Here is a 24,431-nt window from a genome sequence, read left to right on the forward strand (position 1 = left end):
CCGGCTGGCTCATGAACGACGTTCGGCCCGGCGCAGCCCCGATCCCGCGCTGGTTGCGTTTCGTCCTCGCTTCGGATCGCGCCGGCTCGGCGTGGTACATCGGGGCGGGCTTCTTCTTCGCACCGGTCCTTGCGGTGCTGTCGCCGTGGCCCGCCGTCACCACCGTGCTGTGGTGGATCATCGGGCTGGCCGGGCTTTGGCTGGGCGTGCTGGGTATCGCGATGGCCGTCGGGCTGGCCCGAATATTACGGTCCGGAGCGGAGATCCCCGAATCGTACTGGCGCACATTGGTGAACCACTGACCGTCTAGAGTCGGATCAAAGTCCCGCAACGATAGGAGACTCCCGTGGCGGTTAACCCCAAAGACGCCGTGGACGCGGTCAAGGACATCGCGACCAACGCCGTCGAAAAGGCTTCGGACATCGTCGAAAACGCCGGCGACATCATCCGGGGCGATCTCAAGGGCGGAGTCAGCGGCATCGTCGAGAATTCGATCGACATCGCGACGCACGCCGTCGAAAGGACAAAGGAAGTCTTTACCGACGGTAAGTACGAAGTCGACGACGAGTAGTCGCCGTCAGACGGAGGCCGCCTCGTTGAGCTCGTCCAGCCTGTTGGTCGCCTCCAGGTACTCCTGCACCCAGCGCTCGATGACCGTCGCCGTCTTCTCCACCTTGGTGAACTGGCCGACGACCTGACCGACCGGGTTGAACGCGACGTCGACGCTTTCGTTGGGGTACCTGTTGGTGGCCCGCACGGCCATGCCGGAAACCATGTACTGCAAGGGCATACCGAGCGGCTTCGGGTTGTCCGGCTGCTCCCAGGCTTCGGTCCAGTCGTTGCGCAGCATCCGGGCCGGCTTGCCCGTGAACGAACGGCTGCGGACCGTATCGCGGCTACCCGCCTTGATGTACGCCTGCTGCTGCACCGGCGTGTTCGAGGATTCCTCGACCATCAGCCACTGCGAGCCGGTCCACGCGCCCTGCGCACCCAGTGCCAGCGCCGCCGCGATCTGCTGGCCGCTGCCGATACCACCGGCCGCCAGCACGGGCACCGGGGCGACTTCCTTGACCACCTGGGGCCACAACACGATCGAGCCCACCTCGCCGCAGTGCCCACCGGCCTCGCCGCCCTGGGCGATGATGATGTCGACGCCCGCGTCCGCGTGCTTGCGCGCCTGCGAGGGTGAGCCGCACAGCGCGGCCACCTTGAGCCCGGCTTCGTGGATGTGCTTGATCATCTCGGCCGGGGGAGTGCCGAGCGCGTTGGCGATCATCTTCACCTTCGGGTGCTTGAGCGCCACCTCGACCTGCGGCGTGGCTGTCGCCTCGGTCCACCCGAGCAGTTGCAGGCTGTCGGCGTCGCTGTCCTCGATCGGCACGCCGTGATCGGCAAGGATCTTCTTGCCGAAGTCGAGGTGCTCTTGGGGCACCATCTTGCGCAGCGTCTCGGCCAGTTCCTCCGCCGAAAGGTGCGAGTCCATGCCCTCGTACTTGTTCGGAATCACGATGTCGACGCCGTACGGGTGGTCGCCGATGTTCTCGTCAATCCAGTTGAGCTCGATCTCCAACTGCTCGGGCGTGAAGCCGACCGCGCCGAGCACACCGAACCCGCCGGCCTTGCTAACCGCGACGACGACATCGCGGCAATGGGTGAACGCAAAGATCGGGAACTCGATGCCGAGTTCATCGCAAATAGGGGTGTGCATTACAACTCCTGGGGCGCGGCCGAATTGAAACGTGTTCTAGTTTAGTACGGACGGCATTGACGTGGCCAGCGGGTCCTGACCTGCGTTTTGCCACTACGACCCGTCGCGTCACCCGCTCACCGGCCGCTCAGGCCGCCGCGCCGTGCGCGACCCACAGCAGCAGGAACGCGAACATACAGCCAGCGCACACGAGGTGATCCCGACAGACGGACCGCGCCAGGCGCGTCTGCTCGGGCGGCCCGTCCCCGCGACGCCCGAGGCGCACCGCGTCGGGAACCGTCTGCGTCAAGGCCAGCATCGTCGGGATTCCCGCGAGGACGGCCGACAGCACCAGAAGCCACCACGGTTCCAGTCCGCGCGTGCACTGATACGTCAACGCCCCCAACAGGATCACCATGACGACGACGATCAGCCGGCTCATCGGGCGCGAAGTGGTCGTCGCGCGATGGTAGTAAGCCGCGATGGAGGCAAGCACGGTCTCGGGCAGATCGGTTGAAGCGGAACGATATCGGAGCACTTGCACGTCGAATATCAGATCCATCCATAGGACGGCGAACAGGAATCCAGCGCAGGCCGTGAGTATCGAGGCCATGACGCTCCTCCATCTCCGGCTCACAGAGAGCACTCGTCGACGTGGACCCATTGTTTCCCAGCGCCGCGTCGAAATGGAATCACTTCTGCCACTTCAGTTTCAGGGGCTTATAGGGCCGCCTGGACTTGATGCTCCTATTCGTGTCAAGGGTGTTTTAGGCCGCTGCTAGCCATTGGCGGTAGTTGTCGGCGAGGGTGTCGTCACGTTGGAGTCCTCGTTCTATCCGGGAGATGACCGTTGGCCAGACACCGAGGTGTTGGGCTGCGGCGGTGACCGTGATGTTCTTGGTTTGACGGGCTGGGCGCAGGTCGCTGTAGTCGTCGATGTCGCATTGCCGGGTGAGCAGCCTGAAGGTTTCGCGGGCGATGGCGCGTTTGAGCAGCCGCAGGATGTCGCGCTTGGAACGGCCGTTGGCGAGTTGGCGTGTGACGTAGTCGCGGGTGCTGGGATGGTTTGACATCCGGACCAGTGCGATGCGGTGCAGCGCTTGGTTGGCGGCTCGATCTCCGCCCCGGGAGAGTCGATGACGAGACGTCTTCCCTGAAGACGCCGGGATGGGAGCTGCGCCGCATAACATTGCGAAGGCCGCCTCGCTGCGCAGGCGGTGCGGGTTGGTGCCGGCGGTGATGATCAGCTGAGCGGCGGTATCGGGCCCAACGCCGTAGGCCGCACGCAGGCCGGGATTGATCGTGGTGATTAGTGCGTCGAGTTCGGTGGTCAGGTCTTTTTCCTGATGCTTGAGGAACTCGGTTCGTTGAGCCAGTGCTTTGCACCCGGCGAGGATGGCGGCACTGGTCGGGTCGGACTGGGTGCTGGGCCGGCAGCGGGCCAGCGCACGGGTCAGTTGAGTCGGGGTGTGACGCCGGTAGTGTTCTCGCAACTCGGCGGGGGCGGTGACGAGCAACGCTTTGATCTGGTTGATTGCGGGGGTGCGCGCTTTGACGGCCCCGCGACGCGCGATCAGCAGGGCCCGCAATGCGTGGGTGTGTTCATCTTTGGGCACGGCCAATCCGTGACCGGCCAGCGCGGCCCGGGCCGCAGCGTAGGCATCCAATGGGTCGGATTTGCCTTGTCGTCGACGGGCTGCGCGGTCAGGCCGGTTGACTTCGGCGACCTCGATCCCGGCGTCCTGGAAAGCCCGAGTCAGCCCGGCGCCATAGGAGCTGGTGCCCTCGATACCTGCGATTTGCACCTGTCCGAAGCTTTGCGCCCATTTGACCGCCACGAAATAGTCGACGGGGCGCGTCCGAAACTTGGTATCGGCCAACGGTTTTCCCGTCGTATCCAAAACGGCTAGGTGGACGGTATCCAAATGGGTGTCGGCGCCGATGACGACGACGCGTGAAGCTGTCACGATGGTGGTGTCTCCTTCTGCGGGTAGCGGAATGGCGGACACCCCGGCCGGGCGGGCAGACAAGACATTGAAGAGGGAACTGCCAGGCTCCTGATTAAGTCATGTCCGCCCCGCCGGGGGCATCCTTCGGCAACCACTGACCGGTGGGACAGATCAATTCCAAGACAACCCAACAGGGCGTCAGTCAGAACGGCGAGTCACCACCGGTAGTGGCCACCGCGACCATCCTTAATCGGGTCGCCTGAACAGAATCAATGTCGGTGGGCGGTCGTAGTATTCGAACATGCGTTCGAGTGATCGTGAGCAGATCGCCGCGGATTACGCCGCGCTGAGCGAGGCCGTCTCCCGCATCCTCGGCCACTCCTACGATGCGCTGACCACTCCGGAACGCTTCGCCCACCTCGAACTGCTCGAACGCGAAATGCGGCGGCTGCCCGCGGCCGGCCACGAGCTGATCAACCAGATCGACAGCCAAGCCACCGCGGCCGAACTGGGCGGCAAGTTCGCTCACGTGCTGTCCGACCGGCTACGCATCACCCGCGGCGAAGCCACCCGCCGGGTCACGGACGCCCGCACACTCGGCATGCGGCGCACGCTGACCGGCGAACCGCTGGCGCCGCGGTATGCAGCCACCGCGGCGGCCCAACGCGCCGGCCATATTGGCGCATCCCACCTCACGGTCATCCACCGCTTCTTCGACGAGCTGCCTTGCTGGGTCGACGACCCCACCCGCGAGGCCGCCGAAGCCGACCTTGCCCGCTGGGCTGGCGAACAGCGCCCGGAAGGCCTGCGCAAAGTCGCCGACCGCATCACCTGCTATCTCAATCCCGACGGCAGCTACACCGACGCCGACCGTGCGCGCGCCCGCGGGCTGACGCTGGGCAACCAGCAGGCCGACGGCATGTCCAAGCTCAGCGGCTGGCTGACTCCCGAAGCCCGCGCCACCTGGGAGGCGGTGTTGGCCAAACTCGCCGCACCCGGTATGTGCAACCCCGACGACGACACCCCGGTCGTCGGCGGGCCCCCCAGCGAGGAAGCCGTGCAGCGTGACACCCGCACGGCGGCGCAGCGCAACCACGACGGCCTCAACGCCGCGCTAAGAGCAACGCTGGCAAGCGGTGAACTGGGCCAGCACAACGGCCTGCCGGCGGCCATCGTGGTGACCACCACCCTCACCGACCTCGAAGCCGCCGCCGGCAAAGCTTTGACCGCCGGCGGCACCCTGCTGCCGATGTCCGACGTCATCCGCCTGGCCCGCCACGCCCACCACTACCTGGCGATCTTCGACAAGGGCAAAGCGCTGGGCCTCTATCACACCAAACGGCTGGCCTCGCCGGGACAGCGAATTGTCCTGTACGCCAAGGACCGTGGTTGCTCGGCACCCGGCTGCGACGTCGCCGGCTACTACTGCGAAGTCCACCACGTCGAAGATTGGGCCGACACGCGCCGCACGGATATCGACCAACTCACCCTGGCCTGCGGACCCCACCACCGGCTCCTCGAGAAGGGCTGGACCACCCGAAGACGCGCCAACGGCGACGTCGAATGGATCCCACCGCCGCATCTCGACCGTGGGCAGCCCCGCACCAACACCTTTCACCACCCCGAGAAGTTGATGTCAGACGGGGACGAGGACGACGACCCGCCGTAGCGATCACACTATTGATCCGCTCCGTGGCCAGCGGGTAGCGTAGTGCTGCCAATTACGACACGGTAAGTAGCGTAATTGCGGACCCCCGTTCACCGAGAGGATCGGCTCGATGCGCAGCGCCTATGCCGGCCATCCCTTCACCACGTCAACGGCGGAGATCGAGGCCGCCCTCGCGGATGTCAGCATCCCGACGCTTCTGCTTTCGCTCGTGCACATCACTGGCGATCCGCGCTTCATCCGCGACTTCAAGCAGATGGGTGTCTTCCTCAACGAGATTCAGGGATTCATGTCCGAGGAGGACAAGGCCCGGGCCCGCGCGGCGGCCCTGCCGGTGATCACCGATTACCGGGACCGCGGTTGCCCCGAGCCAAAGCCGCTGAGCCTCGACCTCATTCGGGAGATGATGGACTGGGCGGCCTGCGAGCACGTGACCGACGACTACCTGCCGTTGATCCTGGAAGAGATGGACCTCGACGGCGCCGATCCGCGCCGCCCGCCGGCCCTGCCGGCGGAAAGCGCGGCCGACGTTCCCGTCCTCGTCGTCGGCTGCGGCGAATCGGGCATCCTGGCCGGAATCCGGCTCAAGCAGGCCAACATCCCGTTCACCATCGTCGAGAAGAATGCCGGCCCGGGCGGAACTTGGTGGGAGAACAGCTATCCCGGCGCCCGCGTCGACGTGGCGAATCACTTCTATTGCTATAGCTTCGAACCCAACAACGACTGGACGCACTTCTTCGCCGAGCAGCACGAGCTGCAGGACTATTTCACCCAGGTCATGGCGAAGCACGATCTGGCCGAGCATGTGCTGTGGAACACGGAAATGCAGGCCGCCGAGTGGATCGACGACGACGCCACCTGGAGCATCCGGCTGCGCGGCGCCGACGGCCAGACGAGCACCGTGCGCGCGCGGGCCCTGATCACCGCGGTCGGTCAGCTGAACCGGCCCAACATTCCCGACTTCGACGGTGCCGATAGCTTCGCGGGACCCTCGTTCCACTCGGCCGCCTGGGACCACTCCGTCGACCTGGGCGGCAAGCGGGTCGCTCTCATCGGCGCCGGCGCCAGCGGATTCCAGATCGCCCCCGCCATCGCCCCGGATGTCGAGCACCTCACCGTGTTTCAGCGGACCGCGCAGTGGATGTTCCCCAACCCTATGTATCACGACGAGGTCGGCGAAGGTATGCGCTGGGCCATGCGCCACCTGCCGTTCTACGGTCGGTGGTACCGCTTTCTCGTCCTTTGGCCCGGGTCCGACAAGGGTCTGGACGCCGCGGAAAGCGACCCGGACTACGCCGATCAAGAACACGCCGTCAGCGACATCAACGCCGCCGCCCAGATGATGTTCTCCCAATGGATCACCAGCCAGGTCGGTGAAGGGCACGACCTGTTGAGCAAGGTGATGCCCGACTATCCCGCCTGCGGCAAACGGACCCTGCAGGACAATGGCAGCTGGCTGCAGACGCTGCAACGCGACAACGTCGACTTGGTGCGCACACCCATCCGGCAGATCACGCCACGCGGAATCGTCACCGAAGACGGTGTGACGCACACCGTCGACATCATCGTGTACGCCACGGGATTCCGGCACACCGACGTGTTGTGGCCGCTGAAAGTCACCGGCCGCGACGGGGTCGACCTGCGCGAGATGTGGGGGAGCCGGCCGTACGCCTACCTCGGCATCACCGTCCCGAAGTTCCCCAACTTCTTCATCATCTACGGGCCCGGGACCCACCTCGCCCACGGGGGCAGCCTCATCTTCCAGTCCGAACTGCAGATGCGCTACATCGACCAGTGCCTGGCGCGGCTGGCCGAGGCCGACGTGCATTCGCTGGAGCCCAAGCCCGACGCCGCCGCCGACTGGCATCAACGGACGCAGACCCAAATCAAGAAGATGGTGTGGGCGCATCCCGCTGTCAAACATTCCTACTTCAAGAACGCCGACGGAGAGATCCACACCGTCAGTCCGTGGCGCCTCAACGAGTACTGGGCCGCGGTGCGCGAGCCCGACTGGTCACAGTTTGTTGTGCGGCAAAGGAAGTGAGCATGCCAATATGCGTACGGTAGTCGTCGACGGCCCCCAGAGCATCCGGGTCGACACGCGACCCGATCCCGCGCTTCCGGGCCCCGACGGGGCGATCGTCGAGGTCACCGCAGCCGGCATCTGTGGATCCGACCTGCATTTCTACGAGGCCGATTTCCCGATGCCCGACCCGATTGCGCTGGGGCACGAAGCGATTGGCACCGTCGTCGAGGCGGGGCCGCAGGTGCGCAACGTCAAGGTGGGCGACGTCGTGATGGTGTCATCGGTCACCGGATGCGGCGCCTGCGCGGGTTGCGCCACCCGCGATCCGGTCATGTGCCACAATGGCTTTCAGATCTTCGGTGGAGGCGTTCTCGGCGGTGCTCAGGCCGACCTGCTGGCGGTGCCGGCGGCCGACTTCCAGCTGCTCAAGATGCCGGAAGCGATCAGCACTGAACAGGCCCTGTTGCTGACCGACAACCTCGCCACCGGTTGGGCGGCGGCGCAACGCGCCGACATCCCGCTCGGTGGCACCGTGGCGGTCATCGGCTTGGGCGCTGTCGGGCTGTGCTCGTTGCGCAGTGCGCTGTTCCAGGGCGCCGCCACGGTTTTCGCGGTCGATCAGGTGGAGGGGCGGCTGGACCGCGCCGCCAAGTGGGGAGCAACGCCCCTTAAGGCGCCGGCGGTCGGGGTCATCCTCGACGCCACCGGAGGACGCGGCGCCGACGCGGTGATCGATGCCGTCGCCACGGACGCTTCCCTGACGGACGCGCTCAATGCCGTGCGGCCGGGAGGTACCGTCTCGGTTGTCGGCGTGCACGACATGAATCCGTTCCCGCTCAACGCCCTGGGCTGCCTGATCCGCAGCATCACGCTCCGGATGACGACGGCGCCGGTGCAGCGCACCTGGCCGGAATTGATCCCGCTGCTGCAGTCCGGGCGGTTAGACGTCGATGGCATCTTCACCACGACGCTGCCGTTGGAGCAGGCGGCGGAGGGCTACGCGACCGCCGCGTCGCGGTCGGGCGACGACGTCAAAATCCTGCTGACGCCCTAGCGCGGTTTACCGTGTCGCCGTGATGTATTGGGATCGCATGAAACTGTCGATCTTGACGTCGACATCCGGCGGGGTCATCCCGTAACCGGCCTGCAACTCGAGGGTGTTGCGGACCGGTTCGACCGCCCAACCGTGGGCGGCCAACCGTTCCGCGGGGTCCGTCTGCGGCTCGTATGTCAGGGCGGAGAAATCGACGGTGCCGGACACGTTGACGCCGGGATGCGCTGTTTCCAGGGCCTCGAGCCGGTCGCGGTCCAGACGGGACCCCAGCGCTCCGATGGCGATCCGACTGCCGGGCGCACTGAGTCCGCTGATCCGGGTGAAGAGCGTGTTCTGGGCCTCGTCGGTCAGGTAGGGCAGCACCCCCTCCACCGACCAGGCGCTCGGGCGTTCGACGTCGAAACCGGCCGCTTCCAACGCCCTGGACCAGTCGGTGCGCAGATCGGCGGCGACCCCGACCCTGCGGGCCTTGGGCTGGGCGCCCTGCTCGCTGAGCACGCGCGCCTTGAATTCCAGCACCTTTGGCAGGTCGACCTCGAAAACGGTTGTGCCCGGCGGCCATTCGAGTCGATACGCGCGGGAGTCCAGCCCGGCGGCGATGATCACGGCCTGACGTATGCCCGCGGCACCGGCGGCGTCGAAGAAGTCGTCGAAGAACCGCGTCTGCACGCCGTAGAGGCGGGGGAAGGCCGTCTGGTCTTCGGAGGTTCCCGGGTTGGCAAGCGTGCCTACCAAATAGGGGTCGTGCGAGGCGGCGATGAAGACCTTGGCGTACTCGTCCCGGACCAGCGGCCGTGGGCTCAACCCGTGCAGCGCACGCCATGCCGCCACCAGCAAGGCGGTGTAGCCCACGCTGCTGACGATGTCCCAGTTATCATCGTCGGAACGGAGCGAGCCGAACTCGGGCGTGGTGTTCATGGTCGCCCCTCCCATCAACGACCGGCTACGAAAAGCCTGGACATTGAACCTACCTGCAGTCGGGTCTCAGAGCTCCAGCAGCACCGTGACGGGACCGTCGTTGACCAGTTCGACCTGCATGTTCGCGCCGAACATCCCCGTTTGGACCTGCGCGCCCAGCCCCTGCAGCGCCTCGGCGAACGCCGCGACCAGCGGCTCGGCGACCGCGCCCGGAGCGGCCGCGTTCCACGAGGGTCGCCGGCCCTTGGCGGTGTCGGCGTACAGGGTGAACTGACTGACGACCAAGATCGGCGCGTTGGTGTCGGCGGCCGACCGCTCGTCGTCGAGAATGCGTAGATACCAGAGCTTTTCAGCGAGCCGCCGCGCCGTGTCGAGGTCATCGCTGTGCGTCACACCGACGAAGGCAAGCAGGCCTTGACCGTCCGGCCGGATCGCGCCCACCACGTCGCCGCCTACCGTCACCGTCGCCGACGTCACCCGTTGCACCAAGACTCGCATGGCCTCGATGCTGCCAGTAGGGGTCGGTATCCTCGTCGTGTGTCCGTGCTCGTCGCTTTCTCCGTCACGCCGATGGGTGTGGGCGAAGGTGTCGGCGAAATCGTCGCCGAAGCGGTTCGGGTGGTCCGCGATTCCGGACTGCCCAACAAGACGGATTCGATGTTCACCGTGATCGAGGGCGAAACCTGGGAAGAAGTGATGGCGGTGGTGCAGCGCGCGGTGGAGGCGGTGGCCGCCCGCGCTCCCCGGGTGAGCACGGTGATCAAGGCGGACTGGCGGGCCGGCGTCAGCGACGCGATGACGCGCAAGGTCGCCTCCGTCGAGCGCTACCTCGAAGACGGTTAGCCCGCAACGGCGTCACGGAACGCGCGCTCGGCAGCGTCGCCGTGGACCGCGAACACCACCTTCTCCAGCGAGCCCGCCGGGTGCCGCCGGACGGCGTCGACCATCAGCCGCGCCGCCTCGTCCAGCGGGAAGCCGCCGACGCCGGTACCGAAGGCCACCAGACCCAGCGTGCGGCAGCCGAGCTCGTCGGCCTTGCGCAGCGTGGAGGCGACGGCCCGCGCGATGATCTCCGCCGAGGTCGGGCCGCCGAGCTCCATGGTCGCGGCGTGGATGACGTAGCGCGCCGGCATGTCGCCGGCCGTGGTCTCGACGGCGTCCCCGAGATCGATGGGCGCCTTCTGCTTCGATTCACGCTGCACCGCCTGGCCGCCTGCGCGGGCGATGGCCGCGGCAACACCGCCGCCGTGCCGCAGTTGCGTGTTGGCCGCGTTGGCGATCGCGTCGAGTTCGAGTGTGGTGACGTCCGCCTGCAAAACCTCCAGCTCGATCATCGGCTCATTGTCTCTCAGCCCTTGGTCTCTCAGCCCTGGTCTCTCAGCCCTGGTCTCTCAGCCCTGGTCTCTCAGCCCTGCCAGTAGGCTCATGGCGGTGAGCGCACGCGCAGGCATCGTCGTCACCGGAACCGAAGTCCTCACCGGGCGCGTCCGAGATGCGAACGGCCCGTGGATCGCCGATCGCCTGCTGGAGCTGGGCGTCGAGTTGGCGCACATCACGATCTGCGGCGACCGTCCAGCCGACATCGAGGCGCAGCTGCGCTTCCTCGCGGAGGAGGGCGTGGACCTGATCGTCACCAGCGGCGGCCTGGGGCCCACGGCCGACGATATGACGGTTGAGGTCGTGGCCCAATTCTGCGGCCGCGATCTGGTGTTGGACGACGAGACCGAGAACAAGATCGCGAACATCCTCAAAAAGCTGATGGTGCGCTTCGAGGGTGTCGACTTCGAGGCGGTGCGCGCCGCCAATCGCAAGCAGGCGATGATTCCCGCCGGGGCCCAAGTGCTCGACCCGGTGGGCACCGCGCCCGGCGTCGTCGTGCCGGGCAAGCCGACGGTCATCGTGCTTCCGGGGCCCCCGCGCGAGCTGCAGCCGATGTGGCGCCGGGCCATCGCGACGCCCGCGGCGCAGCAGGCGATCGCCGGCCGAACGCTCTACCGACAGGAGACCGTGCGGATGTTCGGGCTGCCCGAGTCGGGTCTGGCCGACACGCTGCGGGCCGCCGAGGCGTCGGTGCCCGGGTTCGAGGCGCTCGAGATCACCACCTGCCTGCGGCGCGGCGAGATCGAGATGGTCACGCGCTACGAGCCGGATGCCGCCGCCAGTTACGCGAAGCTGATGCAGTTGGTACGCGACCGGCACGGGGAGCAGCTCTTCTCCGAAGACGGTTCTACGGTGGACGATCTGGTCGCCCGGGCGCTGGCCGGCCGCTGGATCGCGACCGCCGAATCCTGCACCGCGGGGCTGCTGGCGGCGCGGCTGACCGACCGGCCCGGATCGTCGGACTACGTGGCCGGCGGGGTGGTGGCCTACTCGAACGATGCGAAGGCGGAACTGCTCGGCGTCGACCCGGCGCTGATCGAGGCACACGGTGCGGTGTCGGAGCCGGTGGCCGAGGCGATGGCGGCCGGCGCCCTGCGCCGTTTCGGCGCCGACACCGCCGTCGCGATCACCGGAATCGCCGGGCCGGGCGGCGGCACCCCGGAAAAGCCGGTGGGCACAGTCTGTTTCACCGTGACGCTGGGCGGCTCCGCCGCTCCGTACCACGCAGTCACCCGCACACTGCGGCTGCCCGGCAACCGCTCGGACATCCGGGAGCGCTCCACGACGGTGGCGATGCACCTGCTGCGGCGCGCCCTTGGCGGCCCCGAGTGAGACTGGGCGGTATTGACGACACTGCCGCCGTGGTCGTGATCGCTGACCGTATCACAGCCACAGCGGCGATCTCGACGTAAGGATGTCACCCCGGTTCGGTTGCCAGGAAGACGGTTTCCTTGGTGCCGAAGCGAATCCCCGTGGCGTCCTTGCCGATCAGCGTCAAGAATGCCACGGCGATCAAAACCGGGACGATCGTCGCCGCCAGCGCGAACGGATAGCCCTCCGACTCCGCCAAGCGCTCCTGGATGGGTAAGTTGAACGCGGCCAACAGGTTTCCCAGCTGATAGGTCACGCCGGGGTAGAGGCCACGGATCGCGTCGGGCGACATCTCGGTCAGGTGGGCGGGGATCACGCCCCACGCCCCCTGCACGAACAACTGCATCAGGAACGAACCGAGGCACAGCATCGCCGCCGTGCGCGAGTACGCGAACAGCGGCACGATCGGCAGCGCCAAGACGGCGCAGAACACAACGGTGTAGCGGCGGCTAAACCGTTGTGAAAGGGTGCCGAATACGAGCCCACCGATGATGGCGCCGACGTTGTAGACGACCACGATCCACTTGACCGTCACGCTCGACAGGCCGGCGCCGTGGTTGGCGGTCGACGTCAGGAACGTCGGGTAGACGTCCTGGGTGCCGTGGCTCATCCAGTTGAACGCGGTCATCAGCAGCACCAGGTAGACGAATCGGCGGATGATCGCCGCGTTGCGCAACACGTCGCGGATCCTGGTGCTGGTGAGCTTCATCTGGTCCTGCGTGGCTTCCCAGACCTCAGACTCCTCCACCCGGTAGCGGATGATCAGGCTGATCAGGGCCGGAATGATGCTCAGGCCGAACAACCAGCGCCAGGACAGCCCCAGCCAGTTCATCACCACCAGCGAGGCGACGCTGGCCAACAGGTAGCCGAACGCGTAGCCCTCCTGCAGCAGCCCGGAGAAGAAGCCGCGCCGCTCGACGGGGACCTTTTCCATGGCGAGCGCGGCGCCCAGGCCCCACTCGCCGCCCATGCCGATGCCGTACAGCAGCCGCAGGATCACCAGCACGGTGAAGTTCGGAGCGAACGCGCACAGGAAGCCGACCACGGAGTAGAACATCACGTCCACCATCAGCGGCAGCCGCCGGCCGACGCGGTCGGCCCACAGCCCGAACAGCAGCGCGCCGACGGGACGCATGATCAGGGTGGCGGTGGTGACGAACGCGACCTCGGCTTTGCTGTGGTGGAAAGTCTTGGCAATGTCGGCGTAGACGAGCACGACGATGAAATAGTCGAAGGCGTCCATCGTCCAGCCCAACAACGCCGCGATGAACGAGTTTCGCTGGTCCGGGGTCAACTTTTTTCGGGTGCTCGGTGTTGTCACGTTCAGCATCGTGGCCTACCCGGCGCGGGATGGCGAGTCTTTCCCCCGCATGCCACGACGGCGGTCGCTCATCCCACCAGCTTTTGCATCCCCAGCCGATAGGCGTAAAGGCTGTGGCGCCATATTGCGCCGAGACCGCCGCTGTTGATGTAGATCGCGCTGCCGACGTGCTCGTAGGGGCAAGGCGGTAGTAGCGGAATCAGATCGGAATAGTTCACCACTCGATTGCAGGAGGCGATGGTCTCATTGAATGGGTTGACGTAATCGGTGAACCCGGCCTTTGGCCCGGCAAAGGTGATGAGGCGAGGTGCAAGATTCGGCGGCATGTTCACGAAGATGTCGGGCGCGGAGATAACGGAAAGCGCCCCGCCCAGGCTGTGTCCGACGATCAGGAGGTTATTGCACCCCGCGCACGCTGCGGCCAGGTTGGCCATGATGCTGGCACGGAGCAAGCGGTATACGGTGTGAAAGCCACTTTGTACGCATCCGAACTTGGGGACGAATCCGTAGGTCGTGGGAATGATGTCCAAGTCCGTGAGCACGTCGTCGAGGTCTGCCGTGCCACGAAACGCTACGAATGCGGTACCGGTCGAGAGGTTATTGCCAATGAGGCCGAAGATGTTGTTTCGTAGCACCATTCTTGCCGCCACGGGATGTTGGGCAGCCAACGCGGTCGCGAGAGCACGATCGCCCTGGATCAGCGCGGTCGCCTGGTATCCCGCCGGGAGGTTCAACGGGCTGCCGGACATTGCGCTGTACGCGGAAAAGGCCAAGGGAATGGCCACATTGAGGGCGAAAATTGGGTCGAAACCCGTCGAGGACAGCGCGGCCGGGCCGATCGGAGCGGCGTCCGCGTTCACCGGGGAGATCCATGGCGCAATAATTGCGGTGCCACCCAGTAAAGCTGCTGTTGTCAGGAAGTCGCGCCGCGCCATTCCCCTCGAAAGAGAATCGCTCATCGATTTCCTTTCTAGGATTGCCATGAATACGGTACGGTACAAATCGTCGTTTTCTTGAACCGTTGTTCTTCTGTCACGATTTCGAAATCAACGCGCGCGTAGGCGAGCCGAAAACACAATGCTCGCAGCCCTTTCGGGTCAGCATTCCGCGGGAAGACGCCGATCGGCGCTATCCAGCAATTGTCTGGAATTGGATTGGCGCCGGTCGAACTCGTCAGCGCGCCGATGCGATCGCGTGAGGCGTTTCAACATCCAATCCGCGAGAGTAAGTTTCGGATGCATGCGCATCATCGACGCCGACGGACATGTCGCCGAGAATCCGTCGCTGGCAATCGAAGCGATCAAACGCTGGCCGCAGCACGTCAAGCCCAGCGCCGACGGGCGGATGCGGTTGACGTTCGAGGGCCGCAACTACCCGGAGGATCAGGGGCCCGGTGCCGGGTGTCCGCCCGAGCACGGCATCAGCAAGGCGCCGGACATCAACTGCCGATCGACCGAGGGCGTGCTGGGCGACGCCGACCGCGACCACATCGACACGATGGTGCTGTATCCGAGCCTCGGCCTGTGCGCGCCCAGCCTCGAGGATCCCGAGTTCGCAGCCGGGTTCGCGCGGCTGTACAACCAGTGGATTGCGGATTATTGCGCCCCGTCGGGTGGACGGCTACGGGGGGTCGCCGTGACCCCTATCGAGCACGGTCAGGCGGCGATCGATGTCATGACCGAGGCGAAAGACCTTGGCCTGGTGGCGACTCTGGTGCCGCCGGCGCTCAAGACCCGTAACCTCGACCATCCCGACCTCGACCCCTTCTACGCCGCAGCGGTCGACCTGGAAATGCCGCTGGGCATTCACGGCGCCCCCGGCATTCACCTGCCGAAGATCGGTGTGGACCGCTTCACCAATTACATTCAGGTGCACTGCATCAGTTTCCCGTTCGACCAGATGACGGCCATGACGGCGCTGGTCTCCGGCGGCGTCTTCGAGCGCCACCCCCAGTTGCGGGTCGCCTTCCTCGAGGCGGGCGCGGGCTGGGTTCCGTTCTTCATCGACCGCCTGCACGAGCACTACGAGAAGCGGGGCGACTGGGTCGACCGCGGCTGGCGCCGCGACCCGCACGAATACCTATCCGCGGGCAACATCTGGGTGACGTGCGAGCCGGAGGAACCGATCCTGCCCGGGGTGATCGACGTGTTGGGCGCCGACTTCATCATGTTCGCCAGCGACTACCCGCACTGGGATGGCGAATGGCCGGAAAGCACCAAGCACCTGCGAACCCGTCCGGATATCAGCGAAGAGGCCCGGGAAAAGATCGGTGGGTTGAACGCGCAGCGGTTCTACAACTTGAATTAGGTTCTCGGGATTAGCGACTCGTAGCTGTGCCGGTTGAACGAGAAGCCGCTGGTCAGGGCGGCGACCGCTGTCACCGCCCAGGACGTCCAGCCCGCACAATCCCGGTGGCAAGCGACCCGATAGCCTCTTGATATACGGGGCTTTCTCTGGAGGCGACGATCTGCATGACTGACAAATGGTTCTCCGACATCAGCGCGCCGGGACGATGGACCCTCGCTGACGTGTGCGACCAAATCGAGGAGAAAATCCACCTCAACGCCAACAACCAGAAACCCCCGCAGGAGTTCCCCGACTGGCAGTCGTGCTTAGCAGATCGGGACGCCACCATTGCCAAGTTGAACGCCGCCGTAGTCAACCTTTGCCAGATGGTCAAGCATTTGGCATCGGAGAGGCAGCGCGGCGAGGCCTAGCTTCGGCCCAACCGTGATCTCAACGGGCTGCCCTTCGCGCACCGGTGGTGGAAGGATCATGGGCCATGGGCCCTTTCCTGCTTCGTGCCGCACTGACCGGCTTCGCGCTCTGGCTGGTCACCAAGTTCGTCCACGGGATCACGTTCGTCGGCGGTGACACCAACCTGGAGCGGGTCGGCATCATCTTCGTCGTCGCCGTCATCTTCGGTCTGGTCAACGCGTTCATCAAGCCGATCGTTCAGATCTTGTCGATCCCGCTGTACATCCTGACCCTCGGCTTGTTCCATGTCGTCGTCAACGCGCTGATGTTGTGGATCACCGCCCGGATCACCGAGCACACCACACATTGGGGCCTGCAAATCGATCATTTTTGGTGGACGGCGATCTGGGCGGCCATCGTGTTGTCCATCGTCAGCTGGCTGCTGTCGCTGGTGATCAGCGACGTCGGGCGCCGCACCCGCGCCTGAGGGCTCAGCGGCCCTGCCACCGCGGCGGTCGCTTCTCGGCGAAGGCGCGCGGTCCTTCCTTGGCGTCCTGCGTCTCGAAAATGCGGTCGCTGTGCCGGGTTTCGTTGTCGTACGCCGACTCGAGGTCGAGGGCCAAACCCTCGACGGCGGACTGCTTCGTCGCGAAGACCGCGAGCGGTGCGTTCGCCGCGATGCGCTCGGCGTAGTCGTACGCGGTGTCCATCAGACGCTCCGGTGGGACGACGCGGTTGACCAGTCCCATCGCCAGAGCCCGGTCGGCGTCCACCATGTCGGCGGTCAGCAGCAGCTCCATCGCCAGCGGGTAGGGCATCTGACGTGGCAGCCGCACCGTGCTCCCGCCGCCGGCGAAAAGGCCCCGCTTGGGCTCCATCACCGCGAATCGCGCGGCGGGCACGGCGATTCGGATGTCGGTGGAGCTCAACATCTCGAAGCCGCCCGCGACGCAGGTGCCGTTGACCGCGGCGATGATCGGCTTGTAGACGGGAAAGCGGTGCAGGACCGCGTGGATGGCGTCGTCCTTGTTCCACCCGGCGGGTTGCGGCAGGTCGCCGGTGAGTTCGGGGATGAACTTCTTCAGGTCGGCGCCGGTGCAAAAGTCTTGCCCGACACCGGTGATCACCGCCACCCAGGCGTTGATGTCGTCCCGGAACGTCGCCCACGCGTGGGCCAGGTCGCGGAAATGCTGCATGTCGAGCGAGTTGCGTGTCTCGGGACGGTTTATCGTGATGGTGGCCACGTGAGCGTCCAGCACGTAGTCGATGCTCACGCCGCCTCCCGCTGGCCGGCCAGGCGGACCACGTCGCGCGCGCAACCCCACGACAAGGTCACGCCGTTGCCGCCGTGGCCGTAGTTGTGAATGCAGCGGGCCCGACCCAGCGGCTCGGCCTCCACCCGCACCGAGGGGCGGTCGGGACGCAGCCCGGTGATGGTCTCTATCACCTCGGCTTCGGCGAGCCGCGGCTCGATCTCGCGGCAGCGGCTTAGGATCCGCTCGGTCAGGCCGGGATCCGCTGCGGTGTCCCAGCGGCCGGGGATGCTGATGCCGCCGCACACCACGCGCTGCGGGTGGGGGAAGTAGCAGGTCCATTCCGGGCCGCCGTTGATCTCCAAAAATAGTTGCCGCAGACCGGGATTGGCGAGCACGACGTGCTGGCCGAACAGCGGGCCCACGGTGTCGTCACCGGTCAGCGGCCCCGCGGCGAGGCCGGCGCAGTTGACCACGACCGGCGCCGCGTCGGCGGCCTCGGCCAGCGACCGCACCGGGCGCTCCTCGATTTCGCAGCCGGCCGCGCTCAGCCGCCGGGTCAGGTAGTCGAGATAGTGCGGCATGTCGATCATCGGCAGCGTGGCGCGAAAGCCCTTGCCGAAGCCGTCAGGCAGGTCCGTCGGGGCGGCGGGCCGCAGGTCGGGGATCAACGCCGCGGCGGACGACATCGCCTCGGTCGCAGTCATTTCGCCGACGGCCAGTGCCGGTGCCAGCTGAACGCCGGAGCCGGGATCGCTGGCGAGATCGCTAAACACCCGCAGCGAGTACTCGGTCCAATCCAGTGTGTCGCCGGCACGTTCCGCCGGCCGCGGCGGCAGCCATACCGCGCCTGCCACCTTCGAGGTCGTCCGCTGTGGCATGTCGGCCGTCCACACCCGCACCGGCCAGCCGGCCTCGGCCAGGCACACGGCCGACGTCAGCCCGCTGACTCCGGCGCCGATGACGACTACCTCTTGCGCGCTGGCCACGGCCCGTCAGGAACCGTCAGGAGTGGGGCGGAGGCGAAGGAGGTTGCTGTCCGCCGCCCTGGCCGCCGCCGAGCAACCCGTTGAGGAGTCCGAGCGCGCCCTGCACGCCGGCAGGCGGCGCGGTGGGCGGTGGGGTCGCATCGGGGGTCAGCTGCCAGGGCTGGCAGCCCGAGGTCTTGAACGCCTTGTCCGTCGGGTCGATCTGTACCACCTGCGGCTTCTTGCTCATCGAGTTGTCGATGATGTTGCCGTCGGGGTTGCTCATCCGCTTCCAGTAGCAGGTGCCGTTGTTGACGGGTCCACCCGAGCTGTAAATGCCCGGCACGATGTCGCTCCCGACGTTGTAGATCCCGTCCTTGTCGATCGTCGTCTTCGGCCCCGGCGCCGGAGAGGCTCCCGGTGAGGCCGCGGGGGAGGGCGCCGGTGAGGCGGACGACGGCGGGGGGCCCGGTGGGGGCCCCTGCGACGCCGCCGGCGATGGTGACGGTGGCGGCGTCTGGTCCGGGTCAGCCCCCGCGAAGCCCGCCGATGCGGTCCAGCCCGCGATCATCAGTCCCGCGACGGCCAACCGTGCCGCGGTCGGTACACCAGCCTCAAACCCCATAGCACGCCAGCGTACCGGGACGAGGACGTTAAATCACATAACGCAAGCCCTCCTCGGGCCCATAATGCCTGGTCGCGGCGCTTGCCGGACCCTAGGGGAGCCGCCGCACGCGGCCGGCATAGCCGAGCGCATGCTCATACGTCTTGAGGTTGTCGCGCGAAATTCTCGCGTGCACCGGCCGTTCGAGCAGGAACCGCAGCACCGGGTTGTAGGCGTGGTAGGTCTCGTGGAAGGTCAGCACGGTGGTTCCGTCCGGCTGCTCCTCGAGTTCGTGGTAGCCCTCGGCCCGGGACCAAAGCGGCGCGCCGACCGCCACGTAACGCGACAGTTTGTTGGTTTGGGCCTCCGTGACGGTTTCCCACGACCGCGCCCTGCCGCCCGAGAGCAGGTACTTGGGCACTTCGTAGACGCACGTGCGGACCAAACCCTCGCCGGCTTCGTTGCCCTCGTTGAGGATCTCCATGCTGCCGCCGGGCCATTCGAGGACTCGCGGCCGCGGCGCGCCCCGCGGCGCGGGGGGATGCAGCACCCGCCACACCTTCGCCGGCGGCGCATCGACGTGAAATCGCACGGTGTAGGACTGCATCAGCCGTCTCCCCAGCTATCCCAGAACGTCACGGTCTCCGCGGGCGGCCGCGCCGTCGGCCGGAAGTCGGTGCCAATCGTGTAGGCCACCGGGAACAGCGCGGCCTGCGTGGCCGTGTCCGGGACGCCGAGCAGCTCGGCCACTTCTCGTTCCTTGGCCAGATGCATCGTCGTCCACACCGATCCCAGCCCGCGGGAACGCAGGGCCAGCATGAAGCTCCAGCCCGCCGGGATGATCGACGCCCAAGCCGACGCGGCGGTCAAGAGGCTGGAATTGTCGATGCGGCTCGCCAGGCATGGGATCACATGCACGGGAACCTTGCCCAGCGTGTCGGTCAGGCTCAGCGCGCTGGCGTACACCCGCCGGGTCTGCGGGTCCGACGCTTTCTTGACGGCGCGCGCCAGATAGTCGGCCCCGACGCTGCGGTAGATCTCGGCGATGGCGGCCCGCTTGCCGGGATCGGTGATCACCAGCCACCGCCAGTCCTGCGCGTTGCTCGCGGTGGGCGCCTGCATGGCCAGCCGGATGCACTCGAGGATCACGTCGCGGCCGACCGGCCGGTTCAGGTCGAGCCGCCTACGCACCGACCGCGTCGTCGACAGCAATTCGTCGACCGTGGCTAGGTCCATGCAGCGTTCCTCGCTAGAGATCGATGGCGCAGGACTGATCGACACCCAACACCGTCAATGAGCGGCCCAGCCCGAGAAACACCGCCACGCAGAGGGTGAGATCCAGGATTTCGGGGTCGGAGAACGACTCCCGCAGCCGACCAAAGAAGGCGTCGTCCAGCGACGCGTGGTCGGTGGCGAAGCGCTCGGCGTACTCGATGGCAAGCCGTTGGCGCGCCGTATAGCCCGGGTAGCTGGCGTACGCGGCAACGTTGTCGTACAGCTCCGGCGGGACGCCGGCGTCCAGCACGGATTGGGCGCGAAAGCCGGAGCAGGCGGCGCAGTCGTTGATCTGCGCGATGCGCATCCTGGCCAACTCGCGCTCGTCGGTCGGCAGGACGCTCTGCTGGTATGCGCCGCGGATCATCCGCTCCACCATGTCGCCGAGTTGCGGCCGCAGCGTCCAGATCATGGCGGCTTCGCCGCCCGGGCCATCCGGCACGTTGAGACGGGCCATCGGCGACTCCTGCCGGGTGAGGTAATTACTGAGTCGAGCAAACCAGTTCGCGAGTCGGCTGTCCAGATTCGCCGCGTCAATGCCGATGGACACCGCAACCCGTCGGGGTTAGCGTCCGTGGGACGAGGGCGCTCAAGGGTGGGCGCCGTCGGTGGGAGGTCTCGGCATGCTGTTCATGCACGAGGTGCACAAGGTGCGCGGCCGCCGCGAAGACGACTTCGAGGCCGCGTTCCGGCATGGCTGGCTGCCCATGCTGGCAGCCGGCGATGACGCCCGGTTGCTCTGGTACGCCGACCACGCCCAGGGCAGCGGCCCGTCCTACACCGTCGTGACCGTCACCGCCGTCCGGGACGGGGCGGCGTGGGAGCGCCTGGCGCTGCGGGTGCAACAGGGTGATCTGCAGGCCTGGATGCGCGAACTGGACGAACTGCGTTACGACGTCGAGGCCAAGCTGCTGGCGCCGCTGCCCTGGTCGCCGCTCCAGGAGATGCCGTGGGGGGAGGTGCCGGTCGACGGGAGGGAGCACGAACTCAGCCTCTACATGGAGGACACCATGTGGCCCTACCCGGACAAATTCGAGGAGTACATCGACCGCAGCGGCGACGTGTACGCCCAGAGTCTCGAGCGCCCGTCGTCAATGCTGGTGATCCAGGCGGCTTTTCAGCCCGTGCTGGGCAGCCACCTTCGCCGTGAGGTGATCTTGATGCAGCGCATCCAGCGGCCCGAACAGCTCCTGGCGCTGCTGCGGACGCGGATTCCCGCCGAATACCGCGCCCCCGGGACCTGGATGCACGACGCCCTCGACCTGCGCGACCAGTGGACCAGCCGGCTGCTGCGCACCTCCGCCTGGTCACCCCTGTACTGAGCCGCACGCATGAATATCGGAACGATGCTCGAGGCCGCGGCGACGGGTGATCCCCGTCGCGTTGCCCTCATCGTCAACGGGCGCGCGATCGGTTACGGCGAGCTCGCCGCGACCGTGCGTCGGTGCGCCGCAGCCCTGGCGGACCGTGGGGTGGTGGCCGGCCAACGCGTCGCGGTCGTCGACGGCGGAAGCGTGCTCTCGATCTCGGCCGTGTTGGGGGCGGCTCGCATCGGAGCCGCGGCCGCGCTGATGAATCCGGCGCTGACCCCGCCCGAGCTGCACGGGCTATTGACGGGCGCGGGCTGTGCCGAGGTGGCCGTCGCGGGGGAGCCGTACGCCGAGCGGCTCCACGAGGCCGGCGCGTCAACGGTATTGACGGTCGGCGACCTGCCCGAGGGCGCCCGTTCGTCGGCGCCGCCCGGCGACGGCGCCGACCGCGACGCCTTGGTGCTATTCACCAGCGGGACAACGGGATTGCCGAAGGCGGTCGGAATCAGCGGCCGGCAGCTGGCAAGGCGGATCATCGGGATGGCGGCCCCGTTCCGGGCCGACGCCACACCCTCGGTGGGGATGATGTGCGTTCCGTTCTTCCACGTCGGGGGCGCACTCGGCACGCTCGGCAGCCTGTATTCGGGCAATACGTCGGTGGTACAGAGCCGATTTGATGCCGGTGAGTGGCTGCGCCTGGTTTCCGAGCATCGGGTCACCACCACGTTTCTGGTTCCCACGATGCTGCAGCGCATTCTCGACCATCCGGACTTCGCCGCCGCCGACTTGTCGTCCTTGGTCGCCATCGCCTACGGGGCCGCCGCCGCGCCCGTCAGTTTGGTGCGCCGGGCGATGGCCGCCCTGCCGCATGTCGCCTTCGCCAACGTGTTCGGCCAGACGGAGACCCTCGGCGCCTATACGACACTGTTGCCCGCCGATCACCGTGATCCGGCACGCGCGGGATCCGTCGGCCGGCCGCTGCCCGGGGTCGAGGTGCGCGTGGTGGACCCCGAGACGGGAGACGACGTCGAGCCCGGAACGGTCGGCGAGTTGTGGGTGAACACCACCCAGAACGTCACCGAGGGCTGGCTGCGCACGGGCGACCTCGCCCGCCGGGACGCCGACGGCTACATCTTCCCGAGCGGACGGCTTAGCGACACCATCAACCGCGGGGGAGAGAAGTTCGGGCCGATCGAAGTGGAGGACGCGCTGCGTTCGCACCCGGCGGTGCGGGACGTCGCGGTCGCCGGGATCGCCGACGACGAGCTCGGCCAGCGGGTGGGGGTCGCGGTGGTGGCCCGCGCCCCGGTGACTCTCGAGCAGCTGCGGTCGCACTGCCGCGAGTTGATCGCCTACTTCAAGCTGCCCGAGCGGATGGTGATCGTCGACAGCATCCCCTACAGCTCTACCGGCAAGGTAAGCCGCCGGCAGCTGGCCGCGCTGATCGCCAAAGAATCTTGAGGGCAAGGAGTTCCGATGCTGTTTCTGCATGAGACCCACAGGGTGGTCGGCGCGCGGCAGGACGAATTCGAGGCCGCATACCGCGAGGGCTGGATGCCAACCCTGGCCAAGGAAGACGACGCCCGGCTGCTCTGGTACACCAACCACGCCCACGGGTCGGGACTGTCCTACAACGTCGTCACCATCACCGGCATCGTCGACGGCACGGCCTGGGAAAGGCTCGCGCGCAGAGCCCAGAGCGGTGACCTTCGGCCGTGGATGCGCGAACTGGACAACCTGCGCCACGAAGTGACGGGCAAGCTGCTGCTGCCGGTCACCTGGTCACCGCTGCAGACCGTCGACCTGGCAGGCGTGCCCACCACGGGTGAGACACACCCGCTGACGATGTTCATGGAAGACACCGGCTGGCCGTACGCGCCGCTCGACGACTACATCCGCTCGTGGGACGAGATCTACTACCGGCCGCTGTCCCAGGCGCCGGCCAGAATGCGCATCCTCGATATCCAGGCCTGCTTCCAGGTGGCGCATGGCAGCCATCGGCGACGAGAGGCCATGCTGTGGCAGAAGATTGACGATTCCAACAACTATGCGGCGCTGGTGCACTTGCTGACCAAGGAGATTCCCCCCGAACACCGGGTCCCGGGCAGCTACATGTTCGACGCGCTGCAGTACCGCGACCAGTGGCAGAGTCGCCTGCTGCGGACATCGGACTGGTCACCCCTGTACTGAGCCCGGCATTCGAGTGTGCGCCCGCGGCTTCGCGTGTGCGCCCATGGCGGCGTTCGTCGGCGTGTCGTCGCCCTCAGCGCACCCTCAACGGGGCGGGAAGGCCAAACCCGAGCGCAGCAGCTCGAGGCTGGCCGCAACCAGTTCGCCGAGGTCGCCGGTGCAGCCGTTGCGGCCCCAATGCTCCACTGTTACAACGAGGGCGGCGGCGAGGGCTGAGCCGGTGACCTCGGCGAGCAGATCGATGTTCGCCGCGCCCGGATTGCGGCCCTTGACGAAGTCGGTCAGCACTTGCGCGAACGACGCTTGCACGACGCGCAGATGACCGGCAATGCGCTCGGCGCTGATCAGTTCCGCGCGTGCCGTCGCGGCCTGGCGGACGACCTCCAGGTCGTGCGGGAAGGCCGCGACGCTCGCCAGCACCGCATCGAAGAGCGATTCGGCGGCGGGGCGGCCGGCGAGCGCCTCGGCCAGCCACTCCAGCTGCGTTTCGTAGTCCTGGAAGAGCACCGCCTCCTTGGTGGGGAAGTGGCGGAAGAAGGTCCGCTCGGTGACGCCGGCCTCCCGGGCCAGCTCGGTCACGGTGACGTTGGCGAATCCCTTGCGCGCAGAGCACTTCAATGCCGCCCGACGCAGCGCCTCGTGCGTCGATCGTCGGCGTAGTTCGTGGCGGTTCGTCGGCGCACTCATCCCACCGAGATGGTATCCCAGCCGGTCGGAATCCGTCAGGACTGACATCTTCCAATTATGTCAGTACTGACATAT

28 protein-coding genes are annotated in these 24,431 nt (G+C 66.8%); 13 read left to right on the forward strand and 15 right to left on the reverse strand.

All coding sequences use genetic code 11. The features are described from left to right. Positions 1–11: 11 nt before the first annotated feature. Both KXD96_RS17005 and KXD96_RS17010 read left to right on the forward strand, forming a co-directional pair. A complete protein-coding gene (locus KXD96_RS17005; RefSeq protein ID WP_396876842.1) occupies positions 12–302 on the forward strand; it encodes a hypothetical protein in 291 nt (96 codons plus the stop codon). 44 nt (positions 303–346) lie between these two features. Beyond that, positions 347–571: a hypothetical protein gene (locus tag KXD96_RS17010; RefSeq protein ID WP_260737880.1), complete on the forward strand. Its 225-nt coding sequence runs from the start codon at positions 347–349 to the stop codon at positions 569–571. Positions 572–577: 6 nt separating this feature from the next. On the opposite strand, the gene KXD96_RS17015 is transcribed toward KXD96_RS17010, so the two are convergent. From KXD96_RS17015 to KXD96_RS17025, 3 genes are all read right to left on the reverse strand, one after another. Next, the gene (locus tag KXD96_RS17015; protein WP_260737882.1) at positions 578–1,708 is read right to left on the reverse strand and encodes a nitronate monooxygenase; all 1,131 of its coding nucleotides are present in this window, start codon (positions 1,706–1,708) and stop codon (positions 578–580) included. A 127-nt stretch (positions 1,709–1,835) separates the two neighbouring features. After that, complete coding sequence (locus tag KXD96_RS17020) at positions 1,836–2,300, reverse strand: hypothetical protein (RefSeq protein ID WP_260737886.1); 465 nt, start codon at positions 2,298–2,300, stop codon at positions 1,836–1,838. A 154-nt stretch (positions 2,301–2,454) separates the two neighbouring features. Next, positions 2,455–3,654 carry an IS110 family transposase gene (locus KXD96_RS17025; RefSeq protein ID WP_260737889.1) on the reverse strand — a complete coding sequence of 400 codons (1,200 nt, stop codon included), beginning with the start codon at positions 3,652–3,654 and terminating at the stop codon, positions 2,455–2,457. A gap of 283 nt (positions 3,655–3,937) precedes the next feature. On the opposite strand from KXD96_RS17025, the gene KXD96_RS17030 reads away from it, so the two are divergent. The 3 genes from KXD96_RS17030 (at position 3,938) to KXD96_RS17040 (ending at position 8,382) form a co-directional block, all read left to right on the forward strand. Then, positions 3,938–5,305, forward strand: coding sequence for an HNH endonuclease signature motif containing protein (locus KXD96_RS17030; RefSeq protein ID WP_260737891.1), 1,368 nt, complete (start codon positions 3,938–3,940; stop codon positions 5,303–5,305). 109 nt (positions 5,306–5,414) lie between these two features. Then, positions 5,415–7,346, forward strand: coding sequence for an NAD(P)/FAD-dependent oxidoreductase (locus KXD96_RS17035; RefSeq protein WP_260737893.1), 1,932 nt, complete (start codon positions 5,415–5,417; stop codon positions 7,344–7,346). A 10-nt stretch (positions 7,347–7,356) separates the two neighbouring features. Then, positions 7,357–8,382 (forward strand): alcohol dehydrogenase catalytic domain-containing protein, encoded by a 1,026-nt coding sequence (locus KXD96_RS17040; RefSeq protein ID WP_260737896.1) that lies wholly within the window; start codon positions 7,357–7,359, stop codon positions 8,380–8,382. A gap of 6 nt (positions 8,383–8,388) precedes the next feature. Here KXD96_RS17040 and KXD96_RS17045 read toward each other — a convergent pair whose 3' ends face one another. Further along, entirely contained in the window at positions 8,389–9,300 is a 912-nt protein-coding gene (locus KXD96_RS17045; RefSeq protein WP_260737910.1) for a class I SAM-dependent methyltransferase, read from the reverse strand. A 66-nt stretch (positions 9,301–9,366) separates the two neighbouring features. Further along, entirely contained in the window at positions 9,367–9,798 is a 432-nt protein-coding gene (gene dtd, locus KXD96_RS17050; RefSeq protein ID WP_260737922.1) for a D-aminoacyl-tRNA deacylase, read from the reverse strand. A 39-nt stretch (positions 9,799–9,837) separates the two neighbouring features. Between dtd and KXD96_RS17055 the strand changes: the two genes are divergently transcribed. Next, complete coding sequence (locus KXD96_RS17055; protein WP_260737925.1) at positions 9,838–10,143, forward strand: MTH1187 family thiamine-binding protein; 306 nt, start codon at positions 9,838–9,840, stop codon at positions 10,141–10,143. On the opposite strand, the gene KXD96_RS17060 is transcribed toward KXD96_RS17055, so the two are convergent. After that, positions 10,140–10,634, reverse strand: a complete 495-nt coding sequence (locus tag KXD96_RS17060; RefSeq protein WP_260737934.1) for a macro domain-containing protein — start codon at positions 10,632–10,634, stop codon at positions 10,140–10,142. The two genes, KXD96_RS17055 and KXD96_RS17060, sit on opposite strands and share 4 nt — an antisense overlap. Before the next feature lie 91 nt (positions 10,635–10,725). Between KXD96_RS17060 and KXD96_RS17065 the strand changes: the two genes are divergently transcribed. Then, positions 10,726–12,012, forward strand: a complete 1,287-nt coding sequence (locus KXD96_RS17065; protein ID WP_260737937.1) for a competence/damage-inducible protein A — start codon at positions 10,726–10,728, stop codon at positions 12,010–12,012. A gap of 85 nt (positions 12,013–12,097) precedes the next feature. Here KXD96_RS17065 and KXD96_RS17070 read toward each other — a convergent pair whose 3' ends face one another. Together KXD96_RS17070 and KXD96_RS17075 are read right to left on the reverse strand one after the other, a co-directional pair. After that, positions 12,098–13,381: a sialate:H+ symport family MFS transporter gene (locus tag KXD96_RS17070; protein WP_260737947.1), complete on the reverse strand. Its 1,284-nt coding sequence runs from the start codon at positions 13,379–13,381 to the stop codon at positions 12,098–12,100. A gap of 59 nt (positions 13,382–13,440) precedes the next feature. Next, complete coding sequence (locus KXD96_RS17075; protein ID WP_260737949.1) at positions 13,441–14,331, reverse strand: lipase family protein; 891 nt, start codon at positions 14,329–14,331, stop codon at positions 13,441–13,443. A gap of 280 nt (positions 14,332–14,611) precedes the next feature. Between KXD96_RS17075 and KXD96_RS17080 the strand changes: the two genes are divergently transcribed. The 3 genes from KXD96_RS17080 to KXD96_RS17090 all read left to right on the forward strand — a co-directional run bounded on the left by KXD96_RS17080 (position 14,612) and on the right by KXD96_RS17090 (position 16,556). Then, complete coding sequence (locus tag KXD96_RS17080) at positions 14,612–15,679, forward strand: amidohydrolase family protein (RefSeq protein WP_260737953.1); 1,068 nt, start codon at positions 14,612–14,614, stop codon at positions 15,677–15,679. Positions 15,680–15,843: 164 nt separating this feature from the next. Next, positions 15,844–16,089, forward strand: a complete 246-nt coding sequence (locus KXD96_RS17085; RefSeq protein ID WP_260737955.1) for a hypothetical protein — start codon at positions 15,844–15,846, stop codon at positions 16,087–16,089. 65 nt (positions 16,090–16,154) lie between these two features. Beyond that, positions 16,155–16,556, forward strand: a complete 402-nt coding sequence (locus tag KXD96_RS17090; protein ID WP_260737957.1) for a phage holin family protein — start codon at positions 16,155–16,157, stop codon at positions 16,554–16,556. A 4-nt stretch (positions 16,557–16,560) separates the two neighbouring features. Here KXD96_RS17090 and KXD96_RS17095 read toward each other — a convergent pair whose 3' ends face one another. The 6 genes from KXD96_RS17095 to KXD96_RS17120 all read right to left on the reverse strand — a co-directional run bounded on the left by KXD96_RS17095 (position 16,561) and on the right by KXD96_RS17120 (position 20,626). After that, the gene (locus KXD96_RS17095) at positions 16,561–17,343 is read right to left on the reverse strand and encodes an enoyl-CoA hydratase/isomerase family protein (protein WP_260737959.1); all 783 of its coding nucleotides are present in this window, start codon (positions 17,341–17,343) and stop codon (positions 16,561–16,563) included. Next, a complete protein-coding gene (locus KXD96_RS17100) occupies positions 17,340–18,311 on the reverse strand; it encodes an FAD-dependent oxidoreductase (RefSeq protein ID WP_260737962.1) in 972 nt (323 codons plus the stop codon). The genes KXD96_RS17095 and KXD96_RS17100 overlap by 4 nt, the downstream gene beginning before the upstream one ends. A 16-nt stretch (positions 18,312–18,327) precedes the next feature. Then, complete coding sequence (locus KXD96_RS17105) at positions 18,328–18,915, reverse strand: hypothetical protein (protein WP_260737963.1); 588 nt, start codon at positions 18,913–18,915, stop codon at positions 18,328–18,330. A 91-nt stretch (positions 18,916–19,006) separates the two neighbouring features. Next, positions 19,007–19,501 (reverse strand): SRPBCC family protein, encoded by a 495-nt coding sequence (locus tag KXD96_RS17110; protein WP_260737965.1) that lies wholly within the window; start codon positions 19,499–19,501, stop codon positions 19,007–19,009. Continuing rightward, positions 19,501–20,130, reverse strand: coding sequence for a nitroreductase family protein (locus KXD96_RS17115; protein ID WP_260737970.1), 630 nt, complete (start codon positions 20,128–20,130; stop codon positions 19,501–19,503). Before KXD96_RS17115 ends, KXD96_RS17110 begins: the two co-directional genes overlap by 1 nt. A gap of 13 nt (positions 20,131–20,143) precedes the next feature. After that, positions 20,144–20,626, reverse strand: coding sequence for a carboxymuconolactone decarboxylase family protein (locus tag KXD96_RS17120; protein WP_260737978.1), 483 nt, complete (start codon positions 20,624–20,626; stop codon positions 20,144–20,146). 166 nt (positions 20,627–20,792) lie between these two features. Here KXD96_RS17120 and KXD96_RS17125 point away from each other — a divergent pair, with 166 nt between their 5' ends. From KXD96_RS17125 to KXD96_RS17135, 3 genes are read left to right on the forward strand one after another with little or no spacing between them, the layout of a single operon-like run. Further along, positions 20,793–21,491 (forward strand): hypothetical protein, encoded by a 699-nt coding sequence (locus KXD96_RS17125; RefSeq protein ID WP_260737979.1) that lies wholly within the window; start codon positions 20,793–20,795, stop codon positions 21,489–21,491. Positions 21,492–21,500: 9 nt separating this feature from the next. Then, positions 21,501–22,940: a class I adenylate-forming enzyme family protein gene (locus KXD96_RS17130; protein ID WP_260737981.1), complete on the forward strand. Its 1,440-nt coding sequence runs from the start codon at positions 21,501–21,503 to the stop codon at positions 22,938–22,940. Between the two features lie 15 nt (positions 22,941–22,955). Continuing rightward, complete coding sequence (locus KXD96_RS17135; RefSeq protein WP_260737982.1) at positions 22,956–23,669, forward strand: hypothetical protein; 714 nt, start codon at positions 22,956–22,958, stop codon at positions 23,667–23,669. Between the two features lie 84 nt (positions 23,670–23,753). Here KXD96_RS17135 and KXD96_RS17140 read toward each other — a convergent pair whose 3' ends face one another. Then, positions 23,754–24,356: a TetR/AcrR family transcriptional regulator gene (locus KXD96_RS17140; RefSeq protein ID WP_260745418.1), complete on the reverse strand. Its 603-nt coding sequence runs from the start codon at positions 24,354–24,356 to the stop codon at positions 23,754–23,756. Positions 24,357–24,431 lie beyond the last annotated feature (75 nt).

Source organism: Mycobacterium sp. SMC-2 (assembly GCF_025263485.1).
Classification (GTDB): Bacteria; Actinomycetota; Actinomycetes; order Mycobacteriales; family Mycobacteriaceae; genus Mycobacterium.

Bases quoted from the DNA above. Each gene is read 5' to 3' on its own strand.
- dtd (WP_260737922.1), bottom strand. From the start codon at position 9,798: ATGCGAGTCTTGGTGCAACGGGTGACGTCGGCGACGGTGACGGTAGGC.
- KXD96_RS17030 (WP_260737891.1), top strand. From the start codon at position 3,938: ATGCGTTCGAGTGATCGTGAGCAGATCGCCGCGGATTACGCCGCGCTG.
- KXD96_RS17105 (WP_260737963.1), bottom strand. From the start codon at position 18,915: ATGGGGTTTGAGGCTGGTGTACCGACCGCGGCACGGTTGGCCGTCGCG.
- KXD96_RS17045 (WP_260737910.1), bottom strand. From the start codon at position 9,300: ATGAACACCACGCCCGAGTTCGGCTCGCTCCGTTCCGACGATGATAAC.
- KXD96_RS17135 (WP_260737982.1), top strand. From the start codon at position 22,956: ATGCTGTTTCTGCATGAGACCCACAGGGTGGTCGGCGCGCGGCAGGAC.
- KXD96_RS17005 (WP_396876842.1), top strand. From the start codon at position 12: ATGAACGACGTTCGGCCCGGCGCAGCCCCGATCCCGCGCTGGTTGCGT.
- KXD96_RS17120 (WP_260737978.1), bottom strand. From the start codon at position 20,626: ATGGCCCGTCTCAACGTGCCGGATGGCCCGGGCGGCGAAGCCGCCATG.
- KXD96_RS17130 (WP_260737981.1), top strand. From the start codon at position 21,501: ATGAATATCGGAACGATGCTCGAGGCCGCGGCGACGGGTGATCCCCGT.
- KXD96_RS17070 (WP_260737947.1), bottom strand. From the start codon at position 13,381: ATGCTGAACGTGACAACACCGAGCACCCGAAAAAAGTTGACCCCGGAC.
- KXD96_RS17020 (WP_260737886.1), bottom strand. From the start codon at position 2,300: ATGGCCTCGATACTCACGGCCTGCGCTGGATTCCTGTTCGCCGTCCTA.
- KXD96_RS17085 (WP_260737955.1), top strand. From the start codon at position 15,844: ATGACTGACAAATGGTTCTCCGACATCAGCGCGCCGGGACGATGGACC.
- KXD96_RS17035 (WP_260737893.1), top strand. From the start codon at position 5,415: ATGCGCAGCGCCTATGCCGGCCATCCCTTCACCACGTCAACGGCGGAG.
- KXD96_RS17065 (WP_260737937.1), top strand. From the start codon at position 10,726: ATGGCGGTGAGCGCACGCGCAGGCATCGTCGTCACCGGAACCGAAGTC.
- KXD96_RS17040 (WP_260737896.1), top strand. From the start codon at position 7,357: ATGCGTACGGTAGTCGTCGACGGCCCCCAGAGCATCCGGGTCGACACG.
- KXD96_RS17080 (WP_260737953.1), top strand. From the start codon at position 14,612: ATGCGCATCATCGACGCCGACGGACATGTCGCCGAGAATCCGTCGCTG.
- KXD96_RS17115 (WP_260737970.1), bottom strand. From the start codon at position 20,130: ATGGACCTAGCCACGGTCGACGAATTGCTGTCGACGACGCGGTCGGTG.
- KXD96_RS17015 (WP_260737882.1), bottom strand. From the start codon at position 1,708: ATGCACACCCCTATTTGCGATGAACTCGGCATCGAGTTCCCGATCTTT.
- KXD96_RS17140 (WP_260745418.1), bottom strand. From the start codon at position 24,356: ATGAGTGCGCCGACGAACCGCCACGAACTACGCCGACGATCGACGCAC.
- KXD96_RS17060 (WP_260737934.1), bottom strand. From the start codon at position 10,634: ATGATCGAGCTGGAGGTTTTGCAGGCGGACGTCACCACACTCGAACTC.
- KXD96_RS17125 (WP_260737979.1), top strand. From the start codon at position 20,793: ATGCTGTTCATGCACGAGGTGCACAAGGTGCGCGGCCGCCGCGAAGAC.
- KXD96_RS17075 (WP_260737949.1), bottom strand. From the start codon at position 14,331: ATGAGCGATTCTCTTTCGAGGGGAATGGCGCGGCGCGACTTCCTGACA.
- KXD96_RS17090 (WP_260737957.1), top strand. From the start codon at position 16,155: ATGGGCCCTTTCCTGCTTCGTGCCGCACTGACCGGCTTCGCGCTCTGG.
- KXD96_RS17110 (WP_260737965.1), bottom strand. From the start codon at position 19,501: ATGCAGTCCTACACCGTGCGATTTCACGTCGATGCGCCGCCGGCGAAG.